This window comes from Xanthomonas sp. LMG 8993, from assembly GCF_009835065.2.
Taxonomy (GTDB): domain Bacteria; phylum Pseudomonadota; class Gammaproteobacteria; order Xanthomonadales; family Xanthomonadaceae; genus Xanthomonas; species Xanthomonas arboricola.
In genome coordinates, this window is the sequence record NZ_QVIF02000003.1 from 578,075 (window position 1) to 591,417 (window position 13,343).

At 66.7% G+C, this 13,343-nt stretch carries 10 protein-coding genes and 2 other RNA genes; 4 read left to right on the forward strand and 8 right to left on the reverse strand.

The window, feature by feature from the left end; translation table 11 throughout:
* Positions 1 to 108 precede the first annotated feature (108 nt).
* From aceE to DYQ94_RS08835, 5 genes are all read right to left on the reverse strand, one after another.
* Complete coding sequence (gene aceE, locus DYQ94_RS08815) at positions 109 to 2,796, reverse strand: pyruvate dehydrogenase (acetyl-transferring), homodimeric type (RefSeq protein ID WP_024937855.1); 2,688 nt, start codon at positions 2,794 to 2,796, stop codon at positions 109 to 111.
* A gap of 321 nt (positions 2,797 to 3,117) precedes the next feature.
* On the reverse strand, positions 3,118 to 4,119 hold the full coding sequence (locus DYQ94_RS08820) for an arabinogalactan endo-1,4-beta-galactosidase (RefSeq protein ID WP_126965227.1): 1,002 nt from the start codon (positions 4,117 to 4,119) through the stop codon (positions 3,118 to 3,120).
* An 848-nt stretch (positions 4,120 to 4,967) separates the two neighbouring features.
* A non-coding RNA gene (locus tag DYQ94_RS08825) (sX9 sRNA) lies at positions 4,968 to 5,043 on the reverse strand.
* Between the two features lie 86 nt (positions 5,044 to 5,129).
* Entirely contained in the window at positions 5,130 to 6,452 is a 1,323-nt protein-coding gene (locus tag DYQ94_RS08830; RefSeq protein ID WP_102250910.1) for an XVIPCD domain-containing protein, read from the reverse strand.
* Positions 6,449 to 7,048 (reverse strand): hypothetical protein, encoded by a 600-nt coding sequence (locus DYQ94_RS08835; protein ID WP_047126145.1) that lies wholly within the window; start codon positions 7,046 to 7,048, stop codon positions 6,449 to 6,451. Before DYQ94_RS08835 ends, DYQ94_RS08830 begins: the two co-directional genes overlap by 4 nt.
* A 296-nt stretch (positions 7,049 to 7,344) precedes the next feature.
* Here DYQ94_RS08835 and DYQ94_RS08840 point away from each other — a divergent pair, with 296 nt between their 5' ends.
* Genes DYQ94_RS08840 through DYQ94_RS08850 form a run of 3 tightly spaced genes read left to right on the forward strand, consistent with a single transcriptional unit; the run spans position 7,345 to position 10,141 of the window.
* On the forward strand, positions 7,345 to 9,294 hold the full coding sequence (locus tag DYQ94_RS08840; RefSeq protein ID WP_202397483.1) for a SpoIIE family protein phosphatase: 1,950 nt from the start codon (positions 7,345 to 7,347) through the stop codon (positions 9,292 to 9,294).
* A complete protein-coding gene (locus tag DYQ94_RS08845) occupies positions 9,294 to 9,725 on the forward strand; it encodes an ATP-binding protein (RefSeq protein WP_039523217.1) in 432 nt (143 codons plus the stop codon). Before DYQ94_RS08840 ends, DYQ94_RS08845 begins: the two co-directional genes overlap by 1 nt.
* On the forward strand, positions 9,722 to 10,141 hold the full coding sequence (locus DYQ94_RS08850; RefSeq protein ID WP_005923815.1) for an STAS domain-containing protein: 420 nt from the start codon (positions 9,722 to 9,724) through the stop codon (positions 10,139 to 10,141). Before DYQ94_RS08845 ends, DYQ94_RS08850 begins: the two co-directional genes overlap by 4 nt.
* Positions 10,142 to 10,145: 4 nt before the next feature.
* Here the strand turns inward: DYQ94_RS08850 and DYQ94_RS08855 are convergent.
* Positions 10,146 to 10,220, reverse strand: a non-coding RNA gene (locus tag DYQ94_RS08855) — sX9 sRNA.
* A 161-nt stretch (positions 10,221 to 10,381) separates the two neighbouring features.
* Here DYQ94_RS08855 and DYQ94_RS08860 point away from each other — a divergent pair.
* Complete coding sequence (locus DYQ94_RS08860) at positions 10,382 to 11,005, forward strand: HAD hydrolase-like protein (protein ID WP_160954859.1); 624 nt, start codon at positions 10,382 to 10,384, stop codon at positions 11,003 to 11,005.
* Between the two features lie 152 nt (positions 11,006 to 11,157).
* On the opposite strand, the gene DYQ94_RS08865 is transcribed toward DYQ94_RS08860, so the two are convergent.
* Positions 11,158 to 11,877: a GntR family transcriptional regulator gene (locus tag DYQ94_RS08865; RefSeq protein WP_065032179.1), complete on the reverse strand. Its 720-nt coding sequence runs from the start codon at positions 11,875 to 11,877 to the stop codon at positions 11,158 to 11,160.
* Positions 11,878 to 11,956: 79 nt separating this feature from the next.
* A complete protein-coding gene (locus tag DYQ94_RS08870; RefSeq protein WP_024937865.1) occupies positions 11,957 to 13,312 on the reverse strand; it encodes an SLC13 family permease in 1,356 nt (451 codons plus the stop codon).
* Positions 13,313 to 13,343: the final 31 nt, after the last annotated feature.

Below are 13,343 nucleotides of genomic sequence, written 5' to 3' on the forward strand. Positions count from 1 at the left end.
TATGGGCCCAACGAAAATCGACACATTGACTCTAAAATATTAACGAAATTTTTTAGTAAAAAGGCGGCCTTTCGGCCGCCCTTTTATTTTCCCGGTGAGTTAACAACCTCAAACCCCAACCGGATTCGCCTTCTCAGGATCAATCTTGTACTGCTTGATCGCCCGGGCCACGTCCTTGCCCGTCATCTTGCCATCCTTCGCCAGCGCGGCAATCGCCGCATGCGCGATGTAGTAGCGGTCCACTTCGAAGAACCGGCGCAGGTTGGCACGCGTATCCGAACGACCGAACCCATCCGTGCCGAGCACGGTGTAGGTCATCGGGACGAAGGCGCGGATCTGGTCGGCGAAGGCGCGCACGTAGTCGGTGGCAGCGATGGCCGGGCCCTGGCGTCCTTCCAGCAGCTGGGTGACATAGGGCTTGCGCTGTTCGGCCTCCGGGTGCAGGCGGTTCCAGCGTTCCACGGCGTAGCCGTCGCGGCGCACTTCGTTGAGGCTGGGGCAGGACCAGATGTCGGCGGTGACGCCGAAGTCCTTGTCCAGCAGCTCGGCCGCGGCAATGGCCTCGCGCAGGATGGTGCCGCTGCCCAGCAGCTGCACGCGCAGCTCGCCCTTCTTGGGCTTGCCGGCGTCCTTAAGCAGGTACATGCCCTTGATGATGCCCTCGGCTGCGCCGTCCGGCATGCCGGGGTGGGCGTAGTTCTCGTTCATCAGGGTGATGTAGTAGTACTCGTCGATCTGGTCTTCCATCATCGCCTTCATGCCGTGCTGCATGATGACAGTGACTTCGAAACCGAAGGTCGGGTCGTAGCTACGCACGTTCGGGATGGAGCCGGCGATGACCTGGCTGAAGCCGTCTTCGTGCTGCAGACCTTCGCCATTGAGCGTGGTGCGGCCGGCGGTGCCGCCGAGCAGGAAGCCACGCGTGCGCATGTCCGCTGCCTGCCAGGCGATGTCGCCCACGCGCTGGAAGCCGAACATGGAGTAGTAGATGTAGAACGGCAGCATCGGCACGTCGGACACCGAGTAGCTGGTGCCGGCGGCCATCCACGAGGCGATGGCGCCCGGCTCGCTGATGCCCTGCTGCAACACCTGGCCGGTCTGGTCTTCGCGGTAGTACATCAGCTGGTCGGCATCGACCGGCTTGTACTTCTGGCCGAACGGGGCATAGATGCCGATCTGGCGGAACATGCCTTCCATACCGAAGGTGCGCGCCTCATCGGCCACGATCGGCACGATGCGCGGGCCCAGTTCCTTGTCGCGCAGGGCGATGTTGAGGCTCTGCACGAAGGACATGGTGGTGGAATAGCTGCGCTCGCCGCTGTCCTTGAGCAGGCGCTCGAACTTGTCGAGCGTGGGCGCCACGAACGACTTGCTGGCCTTGGGACGGCGCGACGGCAGGAAGCCGCCCAGGACGTTGCGGCGTTCTTTCAGGTACTGCACTTCCGGGGAATCTTCGCCGGGGTGGTAGAACGGCACCTGGCCGTCTTCCAGCTGGGCGTCGGTCACCGGGATGTTGAAGCGGTCGCGGAAGTGCTTGACCGCCGCGTCGTCCAGCTTCTTGGTCTGGTGGGTGGGGTTGAGCGCCTCACCGGCCGAGCCCATGCCGTAGCCCTTGACCGTCTTGGCCAGGATCACGGTGGGCATGCCCTTGGTGTTCACGGCCTGGTGGTAGGCGGCGTACACCTTGTGCGGGTCGTGGCCGCCACGGTTCAGGCGCCAGATGTCGTCGTCGGACAGGCCGGCGACCATGGCCGCGGTCTCCGGGTACTTGCCGAAGAAGTTGGCGCGCGTGTAGGCGCCGCCGAAGGCCTTGCAGTTCTGGTATTCGCCGTCGACGGTTTCCATCATCAGCTTGCGCAGCACACCGTCGGTGTCCTTGGCCAGCAGGGCATCCCAGTAACCGCCCCACAGCAGCTTGATGACGTTCCAGCCGCCACCACGGAACACGCCTTCCAGTTCCTGGATGATCTTGCCGTTGCCGCGCACCGGGCCGTCCAGGCGCTGCAGGTTGCAGTTGACCACGAAGATCAGGTTGTCCAGGCCTTCGCGTCCGGCCAGCGCGATGGCGCCGAGGGTTTCCGGCTCGTCGCTCTCGCCGTCGCCGATGAAGCACCACACCTTGCGGTCGGACTTCTCGATCAGGCCGCGGTTTTCCAGGTAGCGCATGAACTGCGCCTGGTAGATGGCGGCCAGCGGGCCCAGGCCCATCGACACGGTGGGGGTCTGCCAGAACTCGGGCATCAGCCACGGGTGCGGGTAGGAGGAGATGCCCTGGCCGTCCACTTCCATGCGGAAGTTGTCCAGCTGGGCTTCGCTGATGCGGCCTTCCAGGAATGCGCGGGCGTAGACGCCCGGGGCGCTGTGGCCCTGGATGAACAGCAGGTCGCCCGGGTGCTGGTCGCTGGGCGCGCGCCAGAAGTGGTTGAAGCCCACGTCGTACAGCGTGGCGCTGGAGGCGAACGAGGCGATGTGGCCGCCCAGGTCGCCCGGCTTGCGGTTGGCCCGCACGACGGTGGCCATGGCGTTCCAGCGGATGATCGAGCGGATCTTCCACTCCAGCGCGGAGTCGCCGGGGTTCTTGGCCTCGTTGGCCGGTGCGATGGTGTTGACGTACTCGGTGGTGGGCGAGAACGGCAGGTAAGCGCCGGCGCGGCGGGTCTGTTCGACCATGCCTTCCAGCAGCTGATGGGCGCGCTCCGGGCCTTCGACGTCGATGACGGCCTTGATCGATTCGAGCCACTCCTGCGTCTCAAGCGGGTTCGGATCGTTGTGCAGCACTTCGTTCAACCAGTTCATTAGCGCTCCCGGGGGGACACACCCCGCGGGTGTGTCGACATCGTGAATTCGTGAACCCCCAAGTGTACCGCACGCACCTGTTGCCATTCCTCGCTACGGGTGCGTATGGAATGGGACGGTGTTGTGCGTGGGTGGTGCACCGATGCCGCTTGGGACGACGATCTGGTGCAGCGGGCGCTGCCGGTATACGACCAAAGGATAAGGGCCATTGGCCGGAATGGACCGACACGCATACCCCGTAGGAGCGCACCAGGGCGCGAGGGGCGTTACCGGTAAAGCCCGTCGCGCCCGGGTGCGCTCCTACGGCGGTGGGGGTGGTGGTCAGAAGGCTTGTAGCGCTTCGGTCAGCTGGCCGTTGTTGTTGACCGCGCCCATGGTGTAGCCCTGCCAGCCGGGGTAGGCGTTGGGCTCCCAGTAGAAGATGCCGAGCACGCGCGATCCGATGGCGCTGCTGCGGCTGAGCAGGTTGGTGAGCATGGCGCGGGTGGTGGCGGCCTGCTGCCAGTCCATGCCGACCTCGGCCACGATCACGTCGCTGCCGTAGCGGGAGATCATGTCGCGCATGTTGGTGTCCAGGCGGTTGTTGTAGTCCTGCCAGCTGCCGACCGGCGGGTAATGCGACATGCCGATGACATCCCACTTGCCGCCGGCCGAGCGCAGGTTGTCGAAGAACCAGCGGAAGTTGGCGTTGTCGTAGCCGTTGGCCAGGTGCACGATGACCTTGGCGTTGGGATACACCGCCTTGGTGGCGTTATAGCCGCTGTTGATGAACTGGCCCAGCGTGGCGAAGTTGGGCGTCTTGCCCTCGTTCCACAGCATGCCGCTGTTGATCTCGTTGCCCACCTGCACCCAGCTGACGGTAATGCCGTTGTCCTTGAGGTATTTGAGGATGCCCTGGGTGTGGCTGTAGACATCGGTATTGAGCTGGGCGACGGAGTGGCCCGCCCAGGCGGCCGGCTTGGTCTGCTTGCCGGGGTCGGCCCAGCTGTCGCTGTAGTGGAAGTCGATCATGATGCGCATGCCCTGCGCGGCGGCGCGCTTGGCCTTGTCCAGGGTGTCGCGGCCATCGTTCCAGCCGCCGGACGGGTTGACCCACACGCGCAGACGGATGGCGTTGCCGCCCACATTCTTGAACAGCTTGATGAAGTCGGTGGTGTTGCCGGCCGCATCGCGAAACACCTGCGGCGGGTTGGCCGCGGCCTGCTGGTTGAGCCAGCTGACATCGGCGCCCTTGGCGATGCCCTGCGCGCCGGCGCCGGCGCTAATGCCACCCAGCAACAGCACCAGCAGCAAACGGTGGTACCCCTTGCGAAAAACGTGCATGAACCCTCTCCCTTGATCGATGGATGTCGCGCCGCATGGCGCCCTGCCTGATCCCCCTGAATTCGCCGCATGCCTGTGGCGATACGGCGCTGCCCGCAGCGGCCAGACACGCCGCGAAACGGTGGCGATTGCAGCACGGCGGCGTAATGCGGTCGCGCTCGCTATAGCTGCTGCGTGGTTGCGGCATATCTCGCGGCGGCAAACACCTTGCGCCAGCGAACTGGCGATATTTTCGCCAGCGCATTGTTGTGCGGGTGCAACAGAAAACCGGCGCGATAGTGCGCAGCGGGTCTGTTACTGGCGATCGGTCGCTGAGGTGACAGGCGTGGTCGACTGTTAGGGCAGCACAAGCAGACCTGGGCTCGATGCGATGCGGCGACGTGCTGCCGACTTCCCGGCACCGGGGCGCGTTGCTGGAAGCGCACACCCTCGCCGTACGTACGCCGCTCACCGCTCACCGCGCGCAGCGGCCGTGCTGTGACTGCGGCTGCGTGACTGCGGCTGCGGCTGCGGCTGCGGCTGCGGCTGTGGCTGTGGCTGTGGCTGTGGCTGACAGCTGATTCTGTAAGGACACCCCTGGCTCGATCACCGTCACCGGCGCTGCGCGGCAAAGTGCGATTCCAGCTCGACAGCAGCAGCAGCCCGACGGGTGAAGACCGCCCGGCTTCCAGCTACCCTGCCCGCTCGGCGCACTCGACACGCTCGCGTCCATGGCTCGGCAGCGACCGAAACGAAAAACGCCGGGCAAGCCGGCGTTTTTTCTGTGCACCACGCGATGGCGGCAGTTGGCAGATCGAAGCGCCGCCGCGTCAGCACTGCGGGTCGGGCGCAGTCACCGCATCAAGCGCGGCTCCCAGCGCGTAGCGAGCGGCCGTCAGATGGTGCGGATGGCGCGCCCGGCATTGCAGTGAACCATTGGTCCATGCCGATTCCGGGCAACGGCCGCGCCCACCTGACGGCTGCGCAGCCGTTTTGTCGGCCGCTCCACGCCCATGCATGCATGAGCGCACTCAGCCCAGCGCGCGTGCGCCCTGCTGTTGTTGCTGGGTCTGGGTTTGCTGCTGCTCCAGCGCCACCGCTTGGCGTGCGGCGTTGTCGGCCACGCGCTGGCTGCTCTGCTCCAGCGGGGTGTTCATCGCGGTCATGGTCTCCACGCTGACACGCAGCTGCGCGGGGTCGTCCACGCGGCCCTGCACGGCGAAGGTGCGTGCGGCATCGGGGCTCATCATCACCGCGTCGATGCGCTGGCCGCCGGCGGCGTGCATTTCCGAGGCGAGCGAGCCGGACAACTGGGCGCTTTGCTGGTCGGGCGCGCGCCCTGCACGTGCGTCCTGTGCGTGCACGCCACGCTGCGCGTCCTGGAACAGGGCATTGCCCACATGCCCCGGTTGGTCGATACGCAGCGAGGTGTGCTCGTTGCCGTGCTCGCGTGCGTCGCGCTTGGCAGGCTCGCCCGGAGCGAGCGGGCCGCGGATGGCGTCGATGGCGTCCTGGCCGAGGCCGCGCGCGCTGCGCGTCAAGATGGTGGTGCCGGTGCGCAGCCCGTCCACATCGCTGCGGTATTCGTCGATCATGCGCGCGTTCTTTTCGGCAAGCGGACGCGCGTTGGGATCTGTAAGCGCCGAATGCTCGCCCAGGAAGTTGCCCAGCTTGTGCGCGCCCAGCGAACCGCCGGCCGCCACCAGCGGGTAGTCGGGAATCAGGAAATTGGCCTTGCTGTTGCTGTAGCCGGCGCCGCTCAACGTAGCGATTTCATCCGGCTTGGCGTAGATGCGCACCTGCCCGAAATGCGGCGAGGCTGCGCTGACCGGGTCCGATGCCATCACGTGGTTGATCACGCTGTTGCCGCCTTCGGGAATGCGGTAACTCAGGCTGGCTGCACCGTAGGCGTTGAAGGTTTCGCCCTTGAGGTCGTAGTGGTGCGCGGAGACCTGCGCAAGCGCACCGCCCAGGGAGTGGCCGGTGACGGTGACTTCGGGTTGGTGCCCGGTTCGCTTGCCGACGTCCTTGGCAATGTCCATCGCGTTTTTGGTCAGCGCGAGCGCGTCGGCTGCCTGCGGATTGGTCCGCGAGGTGACCATGGTCGCATCGGTGAGAATGTCCTTGACCGCGCCCTCGGTGCCGCGATGGGCGACCACGATGTCGCCGCTGCCTTCACGCCGGTAGATGGTGCCTTGATAGCCGGTGGCCTTGTTGTTGACGTGGTCGAGAACCGCATAACGCTGCCCCTCGACCACGACGATTTCTTCCTGACCTGGCGCGCGCCGGCCGACGGCGCGATCCTTGTAGACATCTTCCGACAAGCCCGCATAGTGCGGCGATGGGATGCTCATGGCGCAACTTCCTTGGCAGCCAATGTGATGGTGAAGAGATTGTCGCGGATTTCCGGCTTGAATTTGTCCGGGCTCAGCTCACCGGTGTCCGGAAAGCTCTTGGACTCCGAGCGCGGATACCCTTCCTTCCAGTAGTACTTCGTCTGTGGCTGCTGCGCAGTCACCGTCTTGCCTTCGATAAACGACAGGAAGCGGGTCTCTTCCTCTGCACCGGTGGCCTTCAGCAGCACGCTGGCACCGCTGAATTCCCAATGGCAGACGCCGCGACCGTAATAGTCCTCGTCCTGCATCAGGTCCAGATAGACGGTGCCGCGGTACTCGGTGTCGGAGATCTTCTTGAGTGCGAAGTCTTCCTGGCTGGTGATGCGCCCGGCGGTGCCGGTTTCGGGCTGGATCTTGCCGCATTCGGCTTCGTTGCTGACGTCGTACTGCGCCGCGCCCTGCACCAGGCCGAAGGCGCCGGGCGCCTTGTCCAGGGTCAGCGTGACCTCGTAGGCCTTGCGCGGGTTGGGATTCAACTTGGCAAGGCCGCGGCCACCGGCCTCGACGTCGGCTTCTGCGGCGGCCTCGGTTGCGGGGGATTGGGTCTGGGTCATGCTGGTCTCCGGGGCGTTACAGGCCGTAAGCAAAAGGGCCAGCAGGCTCGGGGTCAGAATCTGGCGCAAGGCCGGCCTCCATGGCGATAGGGGGAGTCAATCTAGTTTGCTTGACCCGCCGGGGTCAATTTACGGCAGCTGAGGATGAGGCGGCCGTGAGCCGGTTGCCGGCGCCCGCAAAACTGCCATGATCGGGCCATCCGCCGCCACGGAAGCGCGCCATCGCCACGGGTCCCACATCGCCAGCCGACAGCGTGGCCGTCACCCCGCGGGTGCACTGGCGGCACAGCCTGCGCATGCGCGTGTTGCTGGCCGCCACCGCGGTGCTGGTGGTGTTGCTGGCGTTGCTGGGCACGGTGTTCTACCTGGGCGCACGCGCCGAGCTGGTGGAGGCGGCGCGCACCGAGGTGGATGGCCTGACCGAGCAGACCGCACGCAGCCTGGCGGCGATGCTGGACTCGGTGCAGGTGAGCGGCCGCACGCTGGCGGCCAGCAGCAGCGCGGTGGGGCTGCAGCCGTTCAATCTGCGCGCGCTGCTGCTGGCCACGCTCAGCGGCGACCCGGATATCGGTGCGGCGCGGTTGATCATCGAGCCGCGCACGCAGAAGGCGCGCGACACCGGGTTTGTCTGGTACGTGCATCGCGACGGCACGCGCGTGCTGGAGAAATCGGTGCAGGACCTGGGCTACGACTACCGCGCGATGCCGTGGTATCTGCGCACCCAGCGCGAAGGCCGCGCGTGGTGGTCCGAGCCGTATCTCAACGCCAATGGCGGCAACGCGCTGTACACCAGCTACAACCTGCCGTTGCGCCGCCCGGGCGATGCGGTGGATGCCGCACCGGTGGGCATGGTCAGCGTGGACCTGCCGCTGCAGCACCTGCGCGAGATCATCGACCAGCTGCCGCGCGACATCGGCATCCAGCCGATGCTGCTGTCGCCCGAAGGCATGCTGGTGTTCAGCCCCGACCCGGCGCTCAACCTGCGTTACACGCTGGAGCGTTACGTGGCGCATTCGCGGCCCGACCTGCTGCCGTTGCAGCGCGCGGTGGCGGCGGGCCAGCCGATCTCGTTTGCGCACACCGCGCCGGATGGCGAGCGCTTTTTGACCCATAGCGCGGCGGTGGGGCGCAGCGGCTGGACCTTTGTGCTGTCCGCCTCGGAAGGCTATGTGCTGGCGGGCCTGAACTGGCTGGCCGCGTGGGTGGCGCTGGCGGCGTTGCTGGGCGCGGTGGTGTGGTGGTGGCTGATGGGGCGGATCACGCGCAAGCTGACGCGCCCGATCGAGGAATTGACCGATACCGCCGAGCACTTTCGCCGTGGCGAATTCGCATACCCGCTGCAGCACATCGAACGCCGCGACGAGGTGGGCGTGATGGCGCGTGCGTTCGACAGCGCGCGCGATGCGATCCGCGACCACATCGCGCAGATCGGCGAGATGACCGCCGCGCGCGAGCGCATGCACAGCGAGCTGCAGATTGCGCGCGAGATCCAGCAGGCGATGCTGCCCTCCGGGCGCACCTTCGACCGCGCCAGTTCGCATCTGGAAACCTGCGCCTGGCTGGAGCCGGCCAAGGCGGTGGGCGGCGACTTCTACCACTTCGTCGAGACCGAGCCGGGGCTGCTGTGGTTTGTGGTGGGCGATGTGTCCGACAAGGGCGTGCCGGCCGCCCTGTTCATGGCGCGCGCGGTGAGCGTGCTGGAAATCGCCGCGCGCCGGCATACGCGCCCGGACAGCATCCTGATCGCCGCCTCCACGCGGCTGGCGGAAAACAACGACACCTGCATGTTCGCCACGGTGCTATGCGGGGTGATCAACGTGGTGAGCGGCGACTACTGGCTGGCCAGTGCCGGCCACGAGCCGCCGGTGCTGATCGACATCGACGGCAGCGCGCGGCCGTTGCCGCTGGACACCGGCGCGCCGCTGGGAATCGAGCCGCAGGTGGCCTACCCGGTGCTGCAAGGCCGCATGAGCGCGGGGCAGACGCTGCTGGGCTATACCGACGGGGTGACCGAGGCGATGGACGAGCAGGGCGCTAGCTACGGGCTGGAGCGCCTGCTCGGCGCCTTGCGGCCACGCCGCAGCGCGGCGGCGCAGTGCAAGGCGGTGATCGCCAACATCGCCCACTTCACCGGCCAGGCCGACCCGTACGACGACATCACCCTGCTGGCGATCCGGCTGCGCCAGGAGCATGCTGGGCGGGTCGCAGACGCTGGCCGGGACGCACCCGGAAAGGCAACGACCTGATGAAGCTCGACCTGGCCATCGCGCCCTCGCTGGCCCAGCTGGCCGGCGCCAACGACGCGCTGGAACACTCGCTCACGCTGGAAGGACTGCACGCCGAGCGCATCGGCCAGGTGCGGCTGATCGTGGAAGAGCTCGGCTGCAATGCGCTCACCCACGGCCAGTGCGCCGAGCAGCCGCTGCGCCTGCAACTGCAGCTGGATCCGCAGGCGCTGGTGCTGGAGATGCACGACCCCGGCAGCGCCTTCGACCCCAGCACCGCCGCGATGCCGGACCTGAGTGCCGAGCTCGACGAGCGCGCGATCGGTGGGCTGGGGCTGTTCCTGGTGCATCAGTTCGCCGATCACATCGACTACCGCCGCGATGGTGCATACAACGTGGTGCGCGTCACCCTGCTCCACCCGTACGCCCCCGTCCCCGAGGCACTGTCATGACCACGCTCGCCATTCAGATCGACCCGCCGCAGGACACCCGTCAACGCGTCATCCTGACCGGGCGCCTGGACACCCACACCTACCAGGATCTGGACGCGGCGCTGTCGCCGCTGCTGGGCACCCTGATCACCACGCTGGTGCTGGACCTGACCGCGCTGGAATACATCTCCAGCGCCGGCATCCGCTGCATCTTCAAGGCGCGCAAGGCCCTGGCCACGCGCCAGGGCAAGGTGCTGGTGACCAACCCGCAGCCGCAGATCCGCAAGGTCTTCGACATGGTCAAGGCAGTGCCGCTGAGCGATGTCTTCGCCTCCACCGAAGAGCTGGATGCCTACTTGGCGGCGATGCAGCGCAAGGTCATCGAACAGCATGCGCAAGGCGATACGCCGATCGTGCCGCATTTCGCCGAGGCCTGAGCGCGGCCAGCGCCGCATAGCGAACAGGCGCCGGCTGGATGTAGACGGCGCGCGCGGCAGAAGGATACGAGAGGTGCATGCCGACCCCGGCATCGGACGCGCGCCGTCTGGCGATGATTGCAGTGGTTGTGCCGATCGCTTTGCGGTGTCGCCTCGCCTGCGCGCACATCGGTGAGCCTGTCTGCGTATGGCGCGTGCGCGGCAGTGGTTAGGCTATGACGCCCTGATCCCTGCGTTGCGATGCCCAAGCTGATCATCTTCGATTTCGACGGCACCCTGGCCGACTCGTTCGGTTTCTTTCTGAGCACGCAGCGCGTACTGGCCGAGCGGCACGGCTTCCGCGCCGCGCAAGCACATGAAGTGGACGCCGCACGCCGCCTGAGCACCCGCCAGTTGCTCAAGCAATCGGGCCTGAGCAGCTGGCGCATCCCGCTGGTGGCTGCCGACTTCATCCGCCTGATGCGTGCCGCCCCACCGATGGCCTTGTTCGACGGCATTGCCGGGGTGCTGCAGGCCCTTCACGCCCGCGGCACCTGCCTGGCCCTGGTGTCGTCCAACTCGGTGGAGAATGTGCAGCGCGCGCTGGGCGAGGAGCTGAGCGCGAAGTTCGCAGTGATCGACGGCGGTGCGCATCTGCTGGGCAAACAGCGCGCCTTGCGTCGCGTGTTGCGCAGCACCGGGCATACCGCAGCGCAGGCGGTGTACGTGGGCGATCAGGTCGCCGACTGGGAGGCGGCGCAAGCGGTGGGCTTATCGTTTGCTGCAGTTGCGTGGGGCTATGCGCATCCGGACGTGTTTGCCGGCTTGGCTGAGACGCGGGTGATCGAACGCGTGGATGACTTGCTTGCGTTGGGCGGGGAGTAGGCGGCGGGATTGGGGATTGGAGATTCGCAGGAGCGAGAAGCTTTCCGGTGCTGCGTGCGTGCCCTCATCCGCCCTTCGGGCACCTTCTCCCGGTGGGAGAAGGAAGGTGCGATCTCGGTGCGCGGGGTGATGCGCCCGGACAGCGCCGACTGCTAGACCCCACCCACCCTCGGCAAGGGCGCCGGCACGTTCAACATGCCACCCGCTGCCACGTACGCCGCCAAGGCCTGGCCCTGGCTTAGCAGATGCCCGTGCATCGTGCGCTCTGCGCCTTCGGCGTCGCCGCGGCGCACGCAGGCCATCAGCTCGCGGTGCTCGGCCAGCGACTGCGCCATGCGTCCGGGCGTCAACAGCTGCCGGCCGCGGTGCATCTTGAGGATGCGGTGCAGATCGTGGGTGACGCGGATCAACCACGGATTGCCGGCGTACTGCTGCACGGTCTCGTGGATCAGGTAATTGTTGCGGTAGTACTCGGCCAGGTCGCCAGCGGTGGCGGCAGCTTCCATTGCCGCGTGCAGCTCTTCCAGGCGTTGCACGCCGGCCACGTCGATGCGCTTGACCGCATCGTGCGCGCAGCGGCCTTCCAGCATCGCCATCACCGGGAACAACTGATTGAGGTCTTCCAGGGTCAGCCGCGTGACCCGGCTGCCGCGGCCGGCGTCCAGCTGCACCAGGCCTTCGGCGGCGAGCAGCTTGAGGCTCTCGCGCAGCGGGGTGCGGCTGATGCCGAGTTCCTCGGCCAGCGCCGGCTCGTCGATCCATTCGCCCGGCGGCAGCGCGTAGTCGTAGATTTTCTGGCGCAGGCGCTCGGCCACTTCCTCGTACAGCGGTACGCGCTTCTTGGCGTTGCGCGAATCAGGGGCGAGGGTCATGGCAGGCGGGTCGTCGATGCTGGCGTGGGGGCGCCCATTCTACCGGGGCGCCCCGACACCCTGCCGGACACGGGCCGCATCACAGCCAGCCCGGCACCACGAACAGCAGCCAGGCCACCAGCGGCCCCAGCAACACCACCAGCCCGCTGTAGACCAGGAAACGGCGGAACAGCGCGTCGCGTTCTTCCTTGGCGGCCGAGGCCACCACCAACGCACCGTTGGTGGAGAACGGGCTGACATCGACGATGGTGGACGATACCGCCAGCGCGCAGATCACCCCGGCCGCACCAAGCTGGCCCTGCATCAGGAACGGCACCGCCAGCGGAATGGTGGCGCCCAGCACCGCCGCCGACGAGGCGAATGCGGAAACGATGCCGCCGACGTAGCAGACCAGCAGCGCCCCCAGCAACGGCATGCCGATATGCGACACGCCGGTGCCGATGTAGTCCACCGCACCGGCCTTTTCCAGCACCGCCACATAGGTGACCACGCCGCTGATCAACAGCACCGTGGACCAGCTGATGCCGTCCACCGCGCCCTTCTGCGCGCTGGGCGAGATCAGCGCCAATGCCACCGCCACGGTGATCGAGACCAGGCCGACGTTGAGGTTGTAGACCAGCGCGGCGATGCCCAGGCCGAGCAGGCCGACCAGCGTGATCACCCGATCGCGCGTGATGGCGACCGCCTCCAGCGCCAGCGGATTGGTCGACAGGGTGCCGCCACCGGCAGCCACCAGCGAGCCATGCCCTTCGATCGCGAACGGGCGCTTGGAGGCCTGGTCGTCGGCCACCGCCACATACTGCGCATCGGCCAGCGAGACCTCCTGCCGGCGCATCAGCTTGAGCCCGCCGAAGGCGCAGAAGCAGATGATCGCCATCATCAGGTTGAAGCCCAGGCTGGTGAGGAACACCGCCATCTCGGTGACGTCCAGCCCAGCCTTTTCCACCACCTTGTTGGTGATGCCGCCATACACGCTGATCGGCGAAAAGCCGCCGCCCTGCGCGCCATGGATCACCAGCAGGCCCATCATCAAGGGATTGATGCGGTACTGCTTGGCAAAGCGCAGCGCCACCGGGCCGATGATGGCCACCGCCGCCGGCCCGAGCGCACCGAAGGCGGTGAGCAGGCCGGTGATGACGAACATCACCCAGGGAATGGCGACGATGCGCCCGCGCACCGCGCGCACCGCCCAGTGCACCAGCAGATCGATGGTGCCGTTCTTCTGCGCGATGGCGAACAGATAGGTGATGCCGACCAGGGTCAGGAACAGGTCGCCCGGAAAGCCGGCCAGCACCTCCTTGCCGTCCAGACCCACCCACACGCCGCCGATGATGAAGGCCAGCGCGAAGGCCACCGCGCCCATGTTGATGGGCAATGCGGTGGCGACGATGAACATGATCACCAAGCCAAGAATCGTTGCAATTTGCGGGGTCATGCGCCCTCCCAGACACCTGATACGCGTACAG

Bases quoted from the DNA above. Each gene is read 5' to 3' on its own strand.
- aceE (WP_024937855.1), bottom strand. From the start codon at position 2,796: ATGAACTGGTTGAACGAAGTGCTGCACAACGATCCGAACCCGCTTGAG.
- DYQ94_RS08820 (WP_126965227.1), bottom strand. From the start codon at position 4,119: ATGCACGTTTTTCGCAAGGGGTACCACCGTTTGCTGCTGGTGCTGTTG.
- DYQ94_RS08830 (WP_102250910.1), bottom strand. From the start codon at position 6,452: ATGAGCATCCCATCGCCGCACTATGCGGGCTTGTCGGAAGATGTCTAC.
- DYQ94_RS08835 (WP_047126145.1), bottom strand. From the start codon at position 7,048: ATGACCCAGACCCAATCCCCCGCAACCGAGGCCGCCGCAGAAGCCGAC.
- DYQ94_RS08840 (WP_202397483.1), top strand. From the start codon at position 7,345: ATGCGCGTGTTGCTGGCCGCCACCGCGGTGCTGGTGGTGTTGCTGGCG.
- DYQ94_RS08845 (WP_039523217.1), top strand. From the start codon at position 9,294: ATGAAGCTCGACCTGGCCATCGCGCCCTCGCTGGCCCAGCTGGCCGGC.
- DYQ94_RS08850 (WP_005923815.1), top strand. From the start codon at position 9,722: ATGACCACGCTCGCCATTCAGATCGACCCGCCGCAGGACACCCGTCAA.
- DYQ94_RS08860 (WP_160954859.1), top strand. From the start codon at position 10,382: ATGCCCAAGCTGATCATCTTCGATTTCGACGGCACCCTGGCCGACTCG.
- DYQ94_RS08865 (WP_065032179.1), bottom strand. From the start codon at position 11,877: ATGACCCTCGCCCCTGATTCGCGCAACGCCAAGAAGCGCGTACCGCTG.
- DYQ94_RS08870 (WP_024937865.1), bottom strand. From the start codon at position 13,312: ATGACCCCGCAAATTGCAACGATTCTTGGCTTGGTGATCATGTTCATC.